The 18160-nt window shown below is 46.0% G+C and carries 15 protein-coding genes; 8 read left to right on the top strand and 7 right to left on the bottom strand.

Translation table 11 applies throughout. The features are described 5' to 3' along the window. The first annotated feature begins 84 nt into the window (after positions 1-84). The 5 genes from EV202_RS07330 (at position 85) to EV202_RS07310 (ending at position 6824) form a co-directional block, all read left to right on the top strand. Positions 85-1281, top strand: coding sequence for an MFS transporter (locus EV202_RS07330; RefSeq protein WP_106068327.1), 1197 nt, complete (start codon positions 85-87; stop codon positions 1279-1281). Continuing rightward, entirely contained in the window at positions 1278-1952 is a 675-nt protein-coding gene (gene nth, locus EV202_RS07325) for an endonuclease III (protein ID WP_106068326.1), read from the top strand. The genes EV202_RS07330 and nth overlap by 4 nt, the downstream gene beginning before the upstream one ends. A gap of 88 nt (positions 1953-2040) precedes the next feature. Then, positions 2041-3300, top strand: a complete 1260-nt coding sequence (locus EV202_RS07320; RefSeq protein WP_131926417.1) for a phosphoglycerate kinase — start codon at positions 2041-2043, stop codon at positions 3298-3300. Between the two features lie 189 nt (positions 3301-3489). After that, a complete protein-coding gene (locus tag EV202_RS07315) occupies positions 3490-4515 on the top strand; it encodes a porin (RefSeq protein ID WP_131926433.1) in 1026 nt (341 codons plus the stop codon). Between the two features lie 116 nt (positions 4516-4631). Further along, on the top strand, positions 4632-6824 hold the full coding sequence (locus tag EV202_RS07310) for a tetratricopeptide repeat protein (RefSeq protein ID WP_131926415.1): 2193 nt from the start codon (positions 4632-4634) through the stop codon (positions 6822-6824). Positions 6825-6903: 79 nt separating this feature from the next. On the opposite strand, the gene EV202_RS07305 is transcribed toward EV202_RS07310, so the two are convergent. Genes EV202_RS07305 through EV202_RS07285 form a run of 5 tightly spaced genes read right to left on the bottom strand, consistent with a single transcriptional unit; the run spans position 6904 to position 9759 of the window. Further along, on the bottom strand, positions 6904-7485 hold the full coding sequence (locus tag EV202_RS07305) for a Maf-like protein (RefSeq protein ID WP_106070401.1): 582 nt from the start codon (positions 7483-7485) through the stop codon (positions 6904-6906). Positions 7486-7518: 33 nt separating this feature from the next. After that, positions 7519-8049, bottom strand: coding sequence for a KdsC family phosphatase (locus EV202_RS07300; protein ID WP_106068323.1), 531 nt, complete (start codon positions 8047-8049; stop codon positions 7519-7521). 16 nt (positions 8050-8065) lie between these two features. Further along, positions 8066-8878, bottom strand: coding sequence for a Rossmann-like and DUF2520 domain-containing protein (locus tag EV202_RS07295; protein WP_106068322.1), 813 nt, complete (start codon positions 8876-8878; stop codon positions 8066-8068). 6 nt (positions 8879-8884) lie between these two features. Continuing rightward, positions 8885-9220: a hypothetical protein gene (locus EV202_RS07290; protein WP_131926413.1), complete on the bottom strand. Its 336-nt coding sequence runs from the start codon at positions 9218-9220 to the stop codon at positions 8885-8887. Between the two features lie 2 nt (positions 9221-9222). Beyond that, complete coding sequence (locus EV202_RS07285; protein ID WP_106068320.1) at positions 9223-9759, bottom strand: nitroreductase family protein; 537 nt, start codon at positions 9757-9759, stop codon at positions 9223-9225. Between the two features lie 159 nt (positions 9760-9918). Here EV202_RS07285 and EV202_RS07280 point away from each other — a divergent pair, with 159 nt between their 5' ends. Next, positions 9919-10899: a GNAT family N-acetyltransferase gene (locus EV202_RS07280; RefSeq protein ID WP_131926411.1), complete on the top strand. Its 981-nt coding sequence runs from the start codon at positions 9919-9921 to the stop codon at positions 10897-10899. 12 nt (positions 10900-10911) lie between these two features. On the opposite strand, the gene EV202_RS07275 is transcribed toward EV202_RS07280, so the two are convergent. Next, complete coding sequence (locus tag EV202_RS07275) at positions 10912-13278, bottom strand: alpha-amylase family glycosyl hydrolase (RefSeq protein WP_131926409.1); 2367 nt, start codon at positions 13276-13278, stop codon at positions 10912-10914. 711 nt (positions 13279-13989) lie between these two features. Between EV202_RS07275 and EV202_RS07270 the strand changes: the two genes are divergently transcribed. Continuing rightward, on the top strand, positions 13990-16125 hold the full coding sequence (locus EV202_RS07270) for a Tex family protein (RefSeq protein ID WP_131926407.1): 2136 nt from the start codon (positions 13990-13992) through the stop codon (positions 16123-16125). Positions 16126-16130: 5 nt separating this feature from the next. Here the strand turns inward: EV202_RS07270 and EV202_RS07265 are convergent, their stop codons facing one another. Then, positions 16131-16997: a CPBP family intramembrane glutamic endopeptidase gene (locus tag EV202_RS07265; RefSeq protein WP_106068316.1), complete on the bottom strand. Its 867-nt coding sequence runs from the start codon at positions 16995-16997 to the stop codon at positions 16131-16133. 117 nt (positions 16998-17114) lie between these two features. On the opposite strand from EV202_RS07265, the gene EV202_RS07260 reads away from it, so the two are divergent. Further along, positions 17115-18158: a leucine-rich repeat protein gene (locus EV202_RS07260; RefSeq protein ID WP_106068315.1), complete on the top strand. Its 1044-nt coding sequence runs from the start codon at positions 17115-17117 to the stop codon at positions 18156-18158. Positions 18159-18160: the final 2 nt, after the last annotated feature.

Below are 18160 nucleotides of genomic sequence, written 5' to 3'. Positions count from 1 at the left end.
GGCATGGATTACATGGAAAACACGGATTACTCAAAGTGCAAAACCGTGAGATTTGTGCAATCCATGCCTAAAAATTTAAGCATTATGAAAGACAGACTCGTCACATCCGACTATTGCTTCATTCTCGCTGCCAATTTCTTGCTGTTTTTCGGTTTTTGGCTGCTGATGCCGGTATTGCCTTTTTATCTGTCGGAAGTGTTTCGGGCAAACAAGACGACCATCGGCATCGTGCTTTCCTGCTATACTATCGCGGCATTATGCATCCGTCCTTTTTCGGGCTATTTGCTCGACTCTTTTGCCCGTAAGCCCCTCTATCTGTTGGCCTATTTCATCTTTACGGCCATGTTCGGAGGATACATCATTGCCGGAACACTGACGTTTTTTATTCTGTTCCGCATCGTTCACGGCGTATCATTCGGTATGGTAACGGTGGGCGGAAACACGATCGTCATCGACATCATGCCCTCATCGCGGCGCGGAGAAGGATTGGGTTATTACGGACTTGCCAATAACATCGCCATGTCCATAGGCCCCATGACGGGATTGTTTCTGCACGATGCAGAAGTCTCCTACCCTGTTATCTTTTGTTGCTCTTTAGGCTCGTGCCTTGCAGGATTGCTGTGCGCCTCCGCCGTAAAGACCGCCTACAAGCCGCCCGTGAAGCGAGAAGCGATTTCTCTTGACCGCTTCATTCTGCTGAAAGGACTTCCGGCCGGATTCAACCTGCTGCTACTCTCCATCCCTTATGGCATGACCACCAACTACGTGGCTATGTACGCCAAACAAATAAACATCCAAGCCTCTACCGGCTTCTTCTTTACTTTTATGGCATTGGGCATGGCCGTCTCGCGACTTTTTTCCGGCCGGCAGGTCGATAAGGGAAAAATCACTCAGGTCATCTCTACCGGTTTATACCTTGTCGTACTCAGTTTCTTTCTGCTTTCGGCCTGCGCCCATATCATTCAATGGAACAGCATACTCTGCACAGTGACATTCTTCGTTATCGCCTTGCTGTTGGGAACAGGTTTCGGCATCATGTTTCCGGCATACAACACTCTGTTCGTCAATCTGGCCCCCAACAGCCAGCGCGGTACGGCCACCTCCACCTACCTCACGTCTTGGGACGTGGGCATCGGTATCGGCATGCTGGCCGGCGGCTATATCGCCGAAATCAGTACTTTCGACAGAGCCTATTTATTCGGTGCTTGCCTGACGGTTGTTTCTACCCTCTACTTCAACCTGAAAGTTGCACCGCATTATCATAAAAACAAATTGAGATGAGAAAGAAAGAACGTTACGAGAGAATCATTGCATGGTTCAAAGAAAATCGTCCCATAGCCGAAACCGAGCTACATTATGACAATCCGTTCGAGTTGCTGATAGCTGTCATTCTATCAGCGCAATGCACCGACAAACGAGTAAACATGGTTACTCCTGCCATCTACCTTGATTTTCCCACTCCCGAAGCACTGGCTGCCACAACTCCCGAAGTAGTGTTTGAATATATCCGCAGCGTGTCTTATCCCAACAATAAAGCCAAACACCTTGTAGGAATGGCTCGTATGTTGGTGAAAGACTTCCATGGCCAAGTGCCCGACACGCTGGAAGAGCTCATCAAGCTTCCCGGTGTGGGACGCAAGACAGCCAACGTTGTCCAATCGGTTGCCTTCAACAAAGCTGCTATGGCCGTAGACACACACGTGTTCCGCGTCAGCCATCGTCTGGGGCTGGTGTCGGATAAATGCACAACCCCGTTCAGCGTAGAAAAAGAATTAGTGAAACATATCCCCGAAGCCGACATCGCAAAGGCTCATCACTGGCTCATTCTGCACGGCAGATATGTATGTCAGGCACGTACTCCCCAATGTGACAACTGCGGCTTACAACTGATGTGTAAGTATTACTGCCGGAAATATAAAGTAAGCCATGAGGGTAGCGAAGACAAAGAATAAATAACGATTTAATAGCAAAAAAAAGAAATAAACATTATCTTTGCACTCACGAAACAAAACCCGTAACACATTTAATAAAATATAGAATATTATGACAATTGACCAATTTAACTTTGCCGGAAAAAAGGCATTTGTTCGCGTGGACTTCAATGTTCCTTTGGACGAAAACTTCAACATTACAGATGATACCCGTATGCGTGCCGCTCTTCCTACGTTGAAGAAAATTTTGGCTGATGGTGGCAGTGTAATAATCGGTTCTCACCTCGGTCGTCCGAAAGGCCCGGCCGATAAATTCTCTTTGAAGCATATCTTGAAACACCTTGAAGAATTGTTGGGCGTTGAGGTACAGTTTGCCAACGATTGCATGGGTGAAGAGGCGGCCGTTAAAGCCGCAGCTCTGCAACCGGGTGAAGTACTGCTGCTCGAGAACCTCCGCTTCTACGCAGAAGAAGAAGGCAAACCTCGCGGCTTGGCTGAAGACGCCACGGACGAAGAGAAGAAAGTGGCCAAAGCAGCCGTCAAAGAAAGTCAAAAAGAATTTACCAAAAAATTGGCATCCTATGCCGATTGCTATGTAAACGATGCTTTCGGTACAGCTCACCGTGCACATGCTTCTACGGCATTGATTGCTAAATACTTCGACAAGAACAATAAAATGTTCGGTTACCTGATGGAAAAAGAAGTAAAAGCTGTAGACAAAGTTTTGAATGATATTCACCGTCCTTTTACAGCCATCATGGGTGGTTCCAAAGTTTCTTCCAAGATTGAAATCATCGAGAACCTGTTGAACAAGGTAGATAACCTGATTATTGCCGGCGGTATGACATATACCTTCACAAAAGCCTTGGGCGGCAAGATTGGAATTTCTATCTGCGAAGACGACAAGCTGGATCTTGCTCTCGACCTGATAAAGAAGGCAAAAGAGAAAGGCGTTAATCTTGTATTGGCCGTTGACGCCAAGATTGCCGACTCGTTCTCCAACGAAGCCAACACCAAGTTCTGTCCGGTGAACGAAATCCCCGATGGATGGGAAGGTCTGGACATCGGTCCGAAGACCGAAGAAATATTTGCCAACGTAATCAAAAACTCCAAGACCATCCTTTGGAATGGTCCGACAGGAGTATTTGAATTCGAAAACTTTACTCATGGCTCACGTGCAGTAGGCGAAGCCATTGTAGAAGCTACCAAAAACGGAGCTTTCTCACTTGTAGGCGGCGGTGATTCTGTTGCTTGCGTCAACAAATTCGGTTTGGCAAGCGGTGTTTCTTATGTATCTACCGGTGGCGGTGCATTGCTCGAAGCCATTGAAGGAAAAATTCTTCCGGGCATTGCCGCTATCAACGAATAAGAAATGAGTAGATAAAACGACAAAAGTATTTCTAAACACTTTTGTCGTTTCTCACAAGCACGGATGGTATGGTATTCACGGATTCAAAACCGTGTAATTTCCATAGAATCCGTGCTTAATATTATATTTATGATACCAATCCTTTGCATCCTGCAATAAATTATTTCTCTTAATCAGATGTTTACATGCATTAGACGATACCTACTATCATTCAGTATTATTTTTTCCACCCTATTTGCTACTGCACAGGAGGTCAACGTAAACAAAACGGTAAATACCCTTAAAGAACGCATTACCCTTTCGGGATATATCCAAGTGGGGTACAATTATGGCAATAAGAACGAAAGAACGGAACATTCTTTCGACCTTAAAAGAGCTATTCTGTTCGCAAACGGCAAAATAACCGATAAGTGGTCGGCTTTCTTCATGTATAGCTTCGGAAACACAGGAAAGATACTGGAAGCCTACACCGAGTATCATTTTCTACCCCAGCTCAATGTGCGCCTCGGCCAGTTCAAGACACCTTATTCCATTGAGAATCCCCTATCTCCCTGCATCGTAGAACTGATAAACTGCAATGCACAGGCCGTGGCTTATTTGGCAGGTATCAACGGTAGCGACCCGTTGTTCGGTGTCACTACCGGACGTGACATGGGGCTGCTTATCTATGGTGACCTTTTTGACAAGTTCGTCAACTACAACCTTGCCGTCATGAACGGGCAAGGCATCAACCTGAAAGATAAAAATAATCAAAAAGACATTGTCGGAAGTCTGATGCTGCATCCTTTGAACTGGCTGTCTATAGGAGGTTCGTTTATCAAAGGAAAGGGCTGTGCCGTAGCTGCTTCTCCCGATGTTCCGGACATCAAGGTCAGTGAAAGTTATACCCGTAACCGTTGGGCAATCGGTGCAGTAGTCAATGCCAAGCCGATAAGTTTACGCACCGAATACCTTGCCGGAAAAGACGGAAAAGTGAAAAGTGACGGATATTATGCAACGGCATCTATCCATGTGCTCCCTCAATTTGACATCGTTGTGTCCTACGATTATTTTAACAAGAACAAGGTGATTGATAGTAAACAGACAAACTACATGACAGGCATTCAATGGTGGTTCTACCCGAAATGCCGGCTGCAAGTTCAATACACATACTGTAATCCACACAAAGGAGAAAACTATAATCTGCTGCAAACACAAGTGCAAGTAAGATTCTGAACATTCAGTATCAACAGATACTTTCTGATGATACTGAAAAAGAATAAACTAAACACAATATTTTGGTATTCTTTTTGTAGCTTTGTCAACGTATATATTTCTAAAGATATCCGTATATGAACGAGCAATCTATACAAGAACAATATCAAAACATCATAGTCCTGTTAGAACAGAAAAGATTGAAAGAAGCACAATCCCAATTGGAAGCTTTTCTATGGGATATCGACGATCGCTCCCCTCGTAACCGCTTGGAGCAAGCGCAAACATCCTACCAATATATGCTTCGATACATGCGTCAAGGAGTAAACGACCCTGAACGCTCCCAGCTATACCGCCGCTTGTTGTCCGAAACATGGGAGATTGCCGATCAAGCACGTTTATTCTTGTTGGACAAAGTATCAAACCATTATTATCATTCGCTGCGTAACAACCGAAACAGGCTTCCGAACGAATATGACATTGCCACCCTTACAAAAGTGTTGGAATCTTTTCCTGACGAGTTGGCCGTTTGCCTGTTAATGCCGGATAACCAAGGATTGGACGCCATATTGAAACGATATGAAGAAACAAATCAAACACTTTTTCTTTCCACATGGAGTAACAGCCACTGGTCGGTAGAAGAAGAACAACAAGCCCAAAGAATATTGACTTCGGAGCTACTGCCGGTCAATGCCTTATGCTTGTTTACCAGTGCTGTAATGCTTAGCTTGATGGAATGCTTCGATGCGCGAAAATTTTCATGGTTGCTGGATGTCGTGACGCATGTTGATGCGCAAGTAAGTCAACGTGCATTGGTAGGAATAGCTATCACGCTTCATTGCCACCCCACCCGTCTGTCTCTCTACCCCGAATTGACAACCCGCCTGTCTCTTCTGAACGAAGACGGCAGCTTCGGCAAACAGATGAATCGCGTTTATATCGAACTGCTCCGCAGTCAGGAAACGGAAAAGATTGACAAGAAGATGCGCGAAGAGATTATCCCGGAGATGATAAAGAATGTAAATATCATGCGTAACATGAAGTTCGGTTTTGAAGATAATCCGGATGAGAATGACTTTAATCCGGATTGGGAAAAGGCTCTTGAAAACTCCGGTTTAGAAAACAAGATCCGTGAGATGAACGAACTGCAATTAGAAGGAGCTGATGTATATATGAGTACGTTTGCACAACTCAAAAATTATCCGTTCTTCAAACAGCCGCACAATTGGCTTTATCCATTCGACATGCACCATTCCAGCATCGTGAAAGAGTTCGGCCTTAAGCCAACGGGAGACAATGCCATTCTTTCTCTTATCCTACAATCGGGATTCTTTTGCAATAGCGACAAGTATTCCCTCTGCTTCACCATGGCGCACGTCCCTCAATCGCAACGCAATGCCATGCTCAGCCAAATGACTTCACAAGAGCTGAATGAGCTGATGGACGAAAGCAAATCCTCTACCTTGCAGCAATATGCCCGGCGTCCGGATGTAATCAGTAACCAATATATCCACGATTTATACCGTTTCTTTAAACTCAATCAACGCCGGCATGAGTTTCGGGACATCTTTAAAGAAGAAATAGCCTTGCACCGCATCCCTGTGCTGCAAGCCATCTTACACAAACCCGAATTGCTGGCTACCGTTGCCGACTTTCATTTTCTCAAAGAGCATCCTGCAAAGGCACTGAAGCTTTATCAGGACTTGATAACCATGAATCGGGCAGATGCCGACATTTTCCAAAAGGCAGGCTATTGTCTGCAAAAAGAGAAACGATATAAGGAAGCGATAGATGCTTACCTGAAAGCGGATATTCTGAAACCTGACCATATATGGACAATCCGGCATCTGGCAGCCTGCTACCGGCAAATGAAAGACTTTGCTACCGCACTGGAGTATTATAAAAAAGCTGAAAGCATACAACCGGAGAATCGCAACATACTCTTCTATGCCGGCAGTTGTCTTGCCGAACTGGAAAGATACGAAGAAGCACTGCAATACTTTTTCAAACTGGATTTTATTGAAAATGAAAACATCAAAACGTGGCGTGCCATCGGGTGGTGTTCATTTATATGCGATAAAAACGAGCAAGCCATAAAGTATTACGATAAAATTCTATCTTCCCGACCGGTTGCCATTGACTATCTCAATGCAGGACATGTAGCATGGAAGCAAGGCAATACGGAGAAAGCCGCAGAACTTTACAGTAAAGCAGCTTTGGAAAGTAACAGCCGGGAGTCTTTCTTTGAACTATTCAACAGAGACCGAAATATCCTCCTCAAGAAAGGTATTACTGAAGAAGATATTCCGTTGATGCTGGATATGATTTGAGCAAACAGTTCGATTGACTATTAGTTCTATCCCGTGTTCCTTTAAGTCAATAAATCATCGAAAGAAAAACCTATAGACTTTAAATCTTCAACAACTCCCTGTACAACTTTTGTACGGGGAGTCCCATTATATTATAATAGCTTCCTGAAATATACTCCACCCCGATAAAGCCAATCCACTCTTGCACACCATAGGCTCCGGCCTTATCCATCGGTTGATACTTGTCTACATAATAAGCAATCTCTTCTTCGCTCAAGTGGGAGAAACGCACTTCGGTTGCCGCAGTGAAACTACGCTGCCATTCTGTCGTTGTCAGGCATACACCGGTAAAAACTTCATGAGTACGCCCCGACATAGCCATTAGCATCTGTATAGCTTCTTCCTTGTTCCGAGGTTTTCCAAGTACTTTCTCATCCAACCATACGATGGTATCCGCTGTAATCATCAACTCATCCGGCTGCATCATGGCACGATAGGCATCTGCTTTTTCTTCGGATATGTAAAGAGGAATAGCCGCCCCTTTCAATGTTTCAGGATAAGATTCGTCCACATCGGGCAAGGTTCTTACTTCATATTCCACCCCCAAGCCCGACAGCAATTCTTTTCGCCGAGGCGAGTTGGAGGCTAAAATTATTTTATATCTCTTCAGATTATCAAACAGCATCTTATTTACTATTTAATGATTTACGACAATTTACCAGCCAAAAGCCTGCTCATCGGCCAGCCAAAGACCTTTTACTTTCAAGACCTGTTCCACAATATCGCGCCCACAGCCGTAGCCGCCTTCCGCATGCGAAATATAACGGGATACCGCCTTTACTTCGGGAGCCGCATCTTTAGGGCAACAAGGCAAGCCGCACTCACGCATCACTTCCAAATCGGGGATGTCATCGCCTACGTAAAGTATTTCTTCATCCAGTAAACCATGGCGCTTGCGAAAATCCCGATAATCATGAATTTTAACGGAAGAACCCATGTAGATATTCTCTTCTGCAAATCCCAAAGCCATGAAACGCTTACGCACAGCTTCTGTTCGGCCACCGGTTATGATGCCCAGCAATATCCCCTGCTTGGCAGCCATGTGCAGTGAATAACCGTCTTTTATGTTCACAGTACGCAACGGTTCTCCTTCTGCGCTCATCGGAATCACGTTGGCACTCAACACACCATCCACATCAAAAACAAGGGCTTTTATTTTTCTCAAATCATAATTTATGGTACTCATGCTCTTTTTTTTAGTTCTAATCACTGCAAACATTTTTAAGCGCCAGCCGGTGAATGCTCTCACTCAACAAGCTATACAACACCTGTATCTCAGGTTCATCGGCAAGCATGCGCACATGTTCGTCAATCACGTTCTTATCATATCTCACAGCCGGCCCGGTTTGCGCCACAATAGGTTCCAACTCATGCACCTTGCGGGCTGTTTCATCTATCAGAGGCAGCAAGACATCGAACGGAAGTTGATATTTCTTCAACAGTTCGGCTGCCAAGGCATACATGTGATTGGTAAAATTACAAGTAAACACTGCCGCCAGATGCAGACTTTTACGCTGCTCGGAACTGACTTCATAAACCTTCTCTGACAAGACAGAAGCAATGCCTTTCAAAAAAAGCATGTCTTCTTCCGAATTACTCTCTATACAAACAGGTATCTCTTTGAAACTCACATTGCGTTGCTTGCTGAAAGTCTGCAACGGATAAAAGACCCCGTATCGCAGGGCATGCCCTTCCCAAATGCCCATAGGAATGCTGCCGGCCGTATGCACCCATAAGGCTTTCTCCTTATTCCGCACCATTCGGGGCAATAGTTCAACGAAAGCCGCATCTTTCAACGAAACGATGTAGAGCTGCGCATCTGTTACTATGCAGGAAAGCTCGGTTGTGTAACCGGCTCCTACCGTCTGCGCCAGAAGTTTGGCCGACTCAGCCGTACGGCTATATACCTGCACGATACGAAACCGATTCCGATATAGTGCTTTTGCCAGATTGGTGGCCAGATTGCCCGCACCGATAAAAACAATGGACGTTTCCTCCATATCTCTTCCTGCCATACCCCTCTATCTTGTCGCCAACCAATACATAAGAATCCCCACTACCAACAGTGCCAATGGCAGCAGATAGGCAGACATCGTACCAAGTAAAGCTGTTATTAATCCGAAATTCAGTATCAGCCACAAACCGGTCAATACCAATCCTACCGATTTATCATGCTTGAACAATAGAAAAATCACTGCCGTATAAAGCAGGAAATTATCCCTATTCATCACCCATGGCAAGCCGATGGCAGAAAAATGTATCAGCTTGTCTACCAAGTAAAGGATGCCGAATGCTATCAATATGATGGCAGTTGCCTTGTATGTATCCCGATTGTTGTTAGCCTTTGTCGCGCTCACTGTTATTCCCCTCCATATTTATTGAGATGTATTTTTTCCCACTGCAAGTGGTCTTCATCAAAAGGTTTGCGTTCCATACCCTTATGCCCGATTGCTATAACGCTAAGCACCTGCAATTGCAAAGGAATGTCGAGCACATCATGCACGTATTCATTGGAAGGCACACCGGCTGCCGTAAACCGCTCGCGCACTTGCACCCAGCAACTGCCCAATCCCATATCTTCCGCTTGCAACTGCAAATAGATGGAGGCAATGGCCGCATCTTCTATCCAGACATCGCTTGCCAGCGGATCGGCCGTAACCACCACTGCCAATGCCGCATCGGCAATGAATTGCGAAGCCTGCTCCTTGCAGTATGACAGTTCTTTCAGCTTCTCTTTATCATCCACCACAATGAATTGCCATGGGTTGCTACGCTTTGAGGCAGGTGCCATCAAGGCTGCCTTCATCAAGGCAACCACCTGCTCCTGCGTCAGCTCTTCTTCCGTAAATTTTCGCATGCTGCGACGTGTCTTTATCAAATCACTGAAACTTTCCATGTTCTATTTTCTTATTATAATTCATTTTAAGGCTAATACGTGCAAAGATAATGCAAAATTCCGATTAAAGCCCGGTATCTTTTCGTCTCTCTGCCTAAATCACAAATAATATCGCTTTTGACACATCCTCACAAGATTATTTTTCTAAATTTGCAAGCGATGCCTTTGAAACTGACAACATATTACCGTGGAAGCAAAATACCCGAACTGCCGGGGAACGACACCTTTCATTCTACCGGATTGTTCCGAATCTACGAAGCAACTCCGGGATATACTCCTGTGCTCATCGTAGCTTCCGAAAACGACAAACCCATTGCCAAACTGCTGGCCGTGATACGAAAAAGCGTCCGTATGTTCCCTCCCGGCATCATTAAAAGATGCGAAGTGTATGGCACAGGAGAGTATTTCGACGACAATGCGGACAAAGAAGTTATCTTTAACGACATGTTGCAACGGCTCACCGACGAGGCGTTGCGCGAGGCTTTTCTCATTGAGTTCCGCAATCTGGAGAATGCATTGTTCGGATACAAATCTTTCCGTGAAAATAGCTATTTTGCCGTCAATTGGTTGCGGGTACGCAATTCGTTGCACAGCATCGAAAAGGTAGAAGAGCGATTCAGTCCGTCACGCATCCGACAGGTAAAAAAAGGATTGAAAAACGGGGCTCAAGTGCGAGAGACGCAAACCATGGAGGAAACACTCCACTTTGCCCACATGTTGCGCCACATCTATTCTTCCAAGATACGCCGACACTTTCCCAGCATCCGGTTCTTCGAACACCTCGAAAGCGGATTGGCTGAAAGACGAAGCAAAATCTTCATCGTCACCTATAAGAACAAGATTATCGGGGGCAGTGCCTGCATCTACTCCGGTGATAATGCCTACCTCTGGTTCTCTGGCGGAATGCGCAAGACCTATGCCCTGCAATATCCGGGCGTTCTGGCCGTATGGAAAGCACTGGACGATGCCAAGCAACACGGATATCGCCACCTGGAATTTATGGATGTCGGGTTGCCGTTTCGCAGACACGGATACCGCGACTTTGTTCTTCGATTCGGAGGGAAACAAAGCAGCACCCGGCGCTGGTTCCGTTTTCGTTGGAACTGGCTGAACCGGATGCTGATAAAAATTTACGAATGACAATGCACTATCTTATTGCGCTATTCTGAATACGACGGAGCTATATGCACCCATCTTGACCTGTGTGCTGTTGTCTGCCGTTTTTTGCTGTACATCACCATTTAAGCCGACCGCTTTTTCTATCTTGTCGGATAACGCAATCTCCACAGCACTCGAGCCAAAGTTATGTACAACCAACATCTTCTCACTACCTTTCGTCATATACCATGCGGCAATGTTCTTGCCGACAGTTGAGTTGTTCTCGTTGTAAACCGCATGCTTCGACATGGTGCCTTCCGCCAAAGCCGGATAAGTGTTGCGCAGCTTGGCAAAACGAACATATACATTGAGCAGGGACTTTTCGTCTTTCTGCTGTTCGGCAACCGATTGAATGTTGGAGGCCACGTTCTTGTCTATCTTGTCCGTATATGAAGTCACTGTATTGTCTCCCCACAACATCGGACCACGCACATATTCATCCCCATTCGTTTTCATACCGTAAAGTCCCAACTCCTCACCATAGTAAATGTATGGTTCGCCGGGACCAGTGAGCAGGACGGCAGCCGCAAGTTTTTCTTTGTCGACAGACCTCCCCAGCTTGGAAGCCGTGCGGTCTTCGTCGTGGTTGGAAAGTTTGGTGGCTTCAATATAGTTTGAACGATTTTTTTTATAAAGCTCCTGATAACCCATAATATCTTTGGCAAAGTAACAGCCTGTAGCATTGTTGATGGCCCATTCCAGACGATACCAAAAGTCGAACTCGAACAAGGCCGGAAGGCCCTTGTAATAAAGAGCTACCTCAGCAGCACCGGAAAGCACCTCGCCCACCATATACAGCTCGTCCGCATTGCCTTTCTGTTTATAATAGTTGTTCAGTTGGTCGTAGAATGTTTTAAGGAAATCAGGATTTTCCGTACCCTTGGCATTGTGATAGATATGTTTCACCGCATCCAATCGGAAACCTTCTACCCCACGGTCTACCCAACCCTTAGCTGCCACAACCACCTCCTTGAAAGCCGGTGAATTCTTCAAGTTGGCGACTTTTCCATAATTGAGGTCGGCAAACGAACCGGTATAGAAATGAGAATGATAATACCACAGGTTCATTGATTCCAATAAGATATCCTTAGCATCATTACCCTGCTTTAAAGCGAGGGCTTCGCCGAATTTCACCTTAGTGCCGGCAGACGATGCTCCATATTTGTGATTTCCCCACTCCGTAGTGCTGGTACGAATCAAAAATCCCCAAGCAGATGCAAAGTCTACCGTCAACTCATAGATGCCATTGCCTTTATCATAAAACTTCTTAGTCACCCTCTCGCCAAAATAAAGATATTTGGCTCCCGTTGTGCTTTGGTCGGGATTATCTTTATCGGCCGTTTCGGCTTTAGTAACCGTGACTGTCGGTTTGGAAGCATTCGACCAATCCAATCTAAACTTATAGCATGCCTTGACTGCATCCGATGAAGTGGTTGTCGAGAACCATTCGCCCGCATTATACCCTCCTGCACCCTCGCTGGCAATCATGTCGATCTTTCCTGCCTTGATATCGGCTACCGGGTCTTGCGAGAAAGTATAATAGTCGCGATAAGCATTGTCTGTGGAGGTTTTTGCCGCCTGAAACCAAGGATGTTCCACGCTGGTATGATTCAGCACATAGTCCAGATAAATTTTGATGCCACGGTTGCGCGCTTCAGCCACCAAACGGTCAAAGTCGGCTTCAGTACCAAACTTCGGATTGACTTTGGTATAATCCGTCACATCATACCCATGATAAGAAGGCGAGGGATGGATGGGAGAAAGCCAGATGGCTTTCACGCCTAAAGAGTTGATATAATCCAACTTGGAAATCACACCGTTGATGTCACCATATTTATCCCCGTTACTGTCGGCAAACGAGTAGAGCAATAGCTGATAAGATATGTCGGCACGCTTTTGATTATCCCAACTATCGGGAGAAGCCACAACAGCACTCCATCCTACAACCGGGGCATCCGTTTTCTTTTGGACGATGGGTATCTCCTTCTTTGCCGTATTTCCCGTTTCACCGGCAATTATTGTAATAACCGTATTGCGGTCGCCCGCTTCGGTATTTTCCGTAACTTGAATATTTACGTTGGCATTCCCGGCTTTTCCGCTTGTTGCCGACAACTTACACCAGTCGGCACCACTTTGAATGGTCCAGTCCCGGCTTGCATAAAAGCTCAAAGATTGTGTCCCCGCAGCAGCAGTAAAAGTATACTCACTGCCAAGCACCACACCGGAAGATGTACTGTTACCGATGACCGTCGGTATATCTTCGGTCTTGTCGTCACTGCACGACTGCAACGAGAATGACAAGCCGCAACAGAGTATCACCAACAAGAGAGACGAAAAAAAATAGTCCTTTAGAATCCTCATGACATTAGATTTACAAATTATTATTCCGTTCAAAGGTAAGAAAGCAAAAAGTAATGGAGAAATAACAGAGAATTATTTTTAGACGATGGAGGACGAAAACGTTTGCAAAAGAAAGGAATAAAAGGAGCAAAAACAAGCGTAAAGAACACCGCTAATAGTCTATTTATGTGAATTAGTCAAGACTTTATCTGACAGAAAGTTTCCCCCTCCTCCTTCCGAATGAAACCTTACTTCCCATGATGAAAACTAACGCATGTATTGAAATCGCCCTGACTCCATAGAAACAACTGATTCTCATTTCGGATTGCAGTTAATCTGAATTCGGGATAGACGGTTGCTTTCGCTAAAGATGAGGGGCTGCATCCTGTCGGGCAGATATTTCTTGCATGCACCGGTTTACAGCGATTAGGCAGAAGAGAAGAGCGCCTTTCGCGCCAACTGCCTTCCCCCTGTTTGACAACTGCAAGCCTTTGTCTTGACAGACGCAAGTGTCTGACAGACAAGAGGTAAACAATTGATAATCAATAAGGTTTAATTTTAAGATACAAGCCGTTGGGTGAGGTTATCGACCTGTTTCTTATCCCGAACCTAGGTAGTTAAATAATACGACAAGATACTTTGTCGAAAAGGCTATTTGTAGGAGGCAACATATCGGATAAACCGATTGTTTTTCCTATTTTTGCCCTCTGTTAGAATAAAAAAGATACAGAAATGTCACAAAATTATCATCGCATGATAGCCGCCGCACTCGGCATATCAGAAAGACAAACAGAGCGAACTTTGGAGTTGCTGAATGACGGGGCAACGATTCCGTTCATCAGCCGCTACCGCAAAGAGGTGACGGGAGGTTTGGACGAAGTACAGATTGAGGCCATCCGGACACAATATGAAAAGCTGAACGAAACAGCCAAACGCAAGGAAACCATCCTCAACACCATTCAGGAACAAGGGAAACTGACTCCGGAACTCAGAGCACGCATTGAAGAGACTTGGGACAACACCGCTCTGGAAGATATCTACCTTCCCTATAAGCCCAAACGGAAGACACGTGCCGAAGCTGGCCGCCAAAGAGGACTGGAACCGCTCGCCACTTTACTGATGCTGCAACGCGAACCTCATCCTGAAAAACAGGCCGCCCGGTATGTAAAGGAAGATGTCAAGGATGTGGACGACGCATTGAAAGGGGCAAGAGATATTATAGCCGAGCATGTGAGTGAAGACGAACAGGCAAGAAACAACGTGCGCAACTCTTTCGCCCGTCATGGCATACTGACCGCCAAGGTGGTGAAAGGCAAAGAAGAGGAAGCAGCCAAATATCGGGATTACTTCGACTGCTCCGAACCCCTGAAACGATGCAGTTCGCACCGCTTGCTCGCCATACGCCGCGCCGAAGCGGAAGGCCTGCTGAAAGTAAGCATCAGTCCGGACGACGAAGAATGCCTGGAACACCTGAAACGCCGGTTCGTACGAAGCAATAATGCCTGCGGACAACAAGTGATGGAAGCCGTACAAGATGCCTACAAACGTCTGCTGAAACCTTCCATTGAAACAGAGTTTGCCACGCAAAGCAAAGAGCGTGCCGACGAAGAAGCTATTGATGTGTTTGCAGCAAACCTCCGACAACTGTTGCTGGCTTCTCCGTTGGGGCAAAAACGCGTGATGGGCATAGACCCCGGATTCCGCATCGGTTGCAAAGTAGTATGTCTGGATGCACAGGGAAACCTGCTTCACAACGAGAACATCTATCCGCACCCGCCCGTAAACAAACCGAAAGAGGCATTTGCCAAAATACAACAGATGCTGGAGTCGTATAAGATAGATGCCGTGGCCATCGGAAACGGAACCGCCAGCCGGGAAACAGAGGATTTCCTGAAAAGACAGACGTTCAATCGGGAAGTAAGGATTTTCATCGTCAGCGAACAGGGGGCATCCATCTACTCGGCTTCCAAGATTGCCCGGGAGGAGTTTCCCGAATACGACGTCACGGTGCGCGGTGCCGTGTCCATAGGAAGACGCTTGATGGACCCGTTGGCCGAACTGGTAAAGATTGACCCTAAGTCCATCGGTGTAGGACAATATCAACACGATGTAGACCAAACCAAACTGAAAAAGTCGCTGGACCAAACCGTGGAGAACTGCGTAAATCTGGTGGGTGTCAACCTGAATACGGCAAGCAGTCACCTGCTGACTTACATATCGGGATTAGGGCCGCAACTGGCGCAAAACATCGTAAACTATCGTGCAGAGCATGGTGTATTCACCTCGCGCAAAGAGTTGATGAAAGTTCCGAGAATGGGTGCCAAAGCTTTCGAACAGTGTGCCGGCTTCATGCGTATTCCGGAAGCAAAGAATCCATTGGATAACACAGCCGTACATCCCGAAAGTTATTGCATCGTAGAGCAGATGGCCAAAGACCTGGGATGCAACGTGGCCGAACTGATAGCCGACAAGGAGTTGCGCATGAAAATCAATCCGGAACGATATATCTCTCCTACCGTCGGCATGCTTACATTGAAAGACATCCTGCAAGAACTGGAAAAACCCGGACGCGACCCGCGCAAGCCGATAGAAATCTTCGAATTCGACAAGCACGTGCATACCATCAACGATTTACGGGAAGGCATGGAGCTGCCCGGCATCGTAAACAATATCACAAACTTCGGCGCATTCGTCGATATAGGCATCAAGGAAAACGGGCTGATACATCTGTCGCAGCTTGCCGAAAGATTCATATCAGACCCCAATGAAGTGGTCTCCATCCATCAGACCCTGCGTGTAAAAGTTCTTAGCATAGATATGGACCGGAAACGGATACAACTGACATTGAAAGGAGTGCAACAGCAATAAGCCCTTCACTTTCGGCTATAATATCTGAAAATAATCGCTGAACCTGCTATCAGCAGGATGGTGCAAAAGAGGGAGCCTTCAAATCCGAAGCTTCCTCCGTTTATAAGGTTCGGCCCGGAAAGGCTGAGCGTAAGAAAGCTGTCTTGAAACCGATTGCCACTGACCTCATAACCCAATACCGGTCCTTGTATCCAATTCCAAAACCAATGCAAAGCAATAGGGAAACAGAGATTGCGCGTATATATATAAGAAGCTCCCAAAAGAATTCCCGCCAACAGGATATTAAGGAACGGAAGAAACTCGAAATTAGGATTGAACAAATGCAACAACGAGAACAGCACGGAAGAGACAAACAGGGCCGTAAACTTATTCACCCCGCCATCCAGCATGCGCCCCAGCACAAAGCCGCGCATCATCAATTCTTCCGTGACACCCACCAGAAGGAAAAACAAAAGGCTTATCAATAAAGAAGGAAAATGAAATGATGCTCCGCTGACTGCCACTGCACCCAAACTAAGCGAAGCCCCGAAACCCACTATATACAATCCGATGGCAAAGAGCATGCCGGCAAGCCAATCTTTCCAACGCCCTCTCAAAGACAAGCCTAATACGGAAAGAGGCATCCTGTTATATCGCAGCACAAGCCATGATGACAGAAACACACTGCCCAGCATCAGTGTTTCTTCTGTAATAAGCAGAAGGGTGCTATTCATTGCTATCTGCGGAATCAGTCTGTTCAGAAAGGATGAAAGCAAGAAGACAACAGAGCCTATAAAAACCAATAATACAAAAAAACAGACGATATCGATTACCACCCTCCGGATACGCTTGTCCTTCGTTACAGGTATTTCAACCTTTTCTTCTATTTCCATAAAGTGCTCATAATTGATTAATATCCGACAAAAATAGTCATAAAAAGAAAAACAGCATCCATTCTTTACCCTTTCTTCTTATATTTGGAAACTCGAATCATCTGAAATCATTAAGAAATGAAACTGAAAGGAATATTGTTCATGATTGCCGGACTGACGCTTATGTCCAATGCTTCGGCACAAAAAGCCGAGAAATACTACGTTGCCAAACCGGGCATACTGGTAGAACTGATGACCGAAGCTGAAGCCAACGAAATCACCCAACTGACCTTGCAAGGCAAACTGAATGCCATTGACTTCCGACACCTGAGAGATGAATTCAAAAACCTCCGGTATTTGGACATATCCAACGCTTCCATCAGTATGTATGCAGGTAAAAACGGCACTTATCCCGACCGTTTTTATATCTATCCCGCCAATTGCATCCCGGCCTATGCCTTCTGCAAAAAAATCAACGACAGCACTTTCGTCGGCAAGGAGTCTCTGACAAGAATCATCCTCTCGGACAAAATCAAAAACATTGAGGATGCAGCTTTCAAAGGCTGCAACAACCTCAAGATATGCCAAATAAAAAGGAAAACAGCACCCAACCTGCTGCCCGAAGCGTTGGCCGACAGTGTGACCGCCGTATTTGTTCCATTGGGATGCAACGACGCCTACCGGACTAAAAAGAAATGGGAGACATTTGCCTTCATCGAAGGCGAACCGACAACGGCATATGTGCAAATAGGCCAGATGGGAAGCCTTGCAGGCGAACTGGTAAGCTCCGGCATACAACCCAAAGACGTGAACTTCCTGACTATCGAAGGCAAGCTGGATGAGGCCGACTTTATCCTGATACGCAACTATATGCCCAATCTGGTTTCCATCGACCTCACCCGAAGCAATGCCACCGTCATTCCCGACTATACATTCACCCAAAAGAAGTACCTCTTGAGCATCTTGCTTCCTCATGCACTGAAAAGTATCGGGCAGCGTGCATTCAGTGGTTGCGGGCGTCTATGCGGAACAATCGAGTTGCCCCCCACCGTGACCGCCATTGAATATGGTGCCTTTATGGGGTGTAACAACCTACGCTATGTATTGGCCACAGGAAACAAAATATCCACACTGGGCGATAACCTCTTCGGAGAAGGAAAAAGCAAATTGATTTACAAATGACT

Source organism: Prevotella heparinolytica (assembly GCF_004342845.1).
Taxonomy (GTDB): Bacteria; Bacteroidota; Bacteroidia; order Bacteroidales; family Bacteroidaceae; genus Bacteroides; species Bacteroides heparinolyticus.
Note: the sequence above shows the minus strand (reverse complement) of the source record. Positions and strands in the feature narration are given on the sequence as shown.

Coding starts and splice junctions, on each gene's coding strand:
- EV202_RS07275 (WP_131926409.1), bottom strand. CDS start 13,278: ATGAGGATTCTAAAGGACTATTTTTTTTCGTCTCTCTTGTTGGTGATA.
- nth (WP_106068326.1), top strand. CDS start 1,278: ATGAGAAAGAAAGAACGTTACGAGAGAATCATTGCATGGTTCAAAGAA.
- EV202_RS07295 (WP_106068322.1), bottom strand. CDS start 8,878: ATGGCAGGAAGAGATATGGAGGAAACGTCCATTGTTTTTATCGGTGCG.
- EV202_RS07300 (WP_106068323.1), bottom strand. CDS start 8,049: ATGAGTACCATAAATTATGATTTGAGAAAAATAAAAGCCCTTGTTTTT.
- EV202_RS07265 (WP_106068316.1), bottom strand. CDS start 16,997: ATGGAAATAGAAGAAAAGGTTGAAATACCTGTAACGAAGGACAAGCGT.
- EV202_RS07260 (WP_106068315.1), top strand. CDS start 17,115: ATGAAACTGAAAGGAATATTGTTCATGATTGCCGGACTGACGCTTATG.
- EV202_RS07310 (WP_131926415.1), top strand. CDS start 4,632: ATGAACGAGCAATCTATACAAGAACAATATCAAAACATCATAGTCCTG.
- EV202_RS07270 (WP_131926407.1), top strand. CDS start 13,990: ATGTCACAAAATTATCATCGCATGATAGCCGCCGCACTCGGCATATCA.
- EV202_RS07280 (WP_131926411.1), top strand. CDS start 9,919: ATGCCTTTGAAACTGACAACATATTACCGTGGAAGCAAAATACCCGAA.
- EV202_RS07285 (WP_106068320.1), bottom strand. CDS start 9,759: ATGGAAAGTTTCAGTGATTTGATAAAGACACGTCGCAGCATGCGAAAA.
- EV202_RS07330 (WP_106068327.1), top strand. CDS start 85: ATGAAAGACAGACTCGTCACATCCGACTATTGCTTCATTCTCGCTGCC.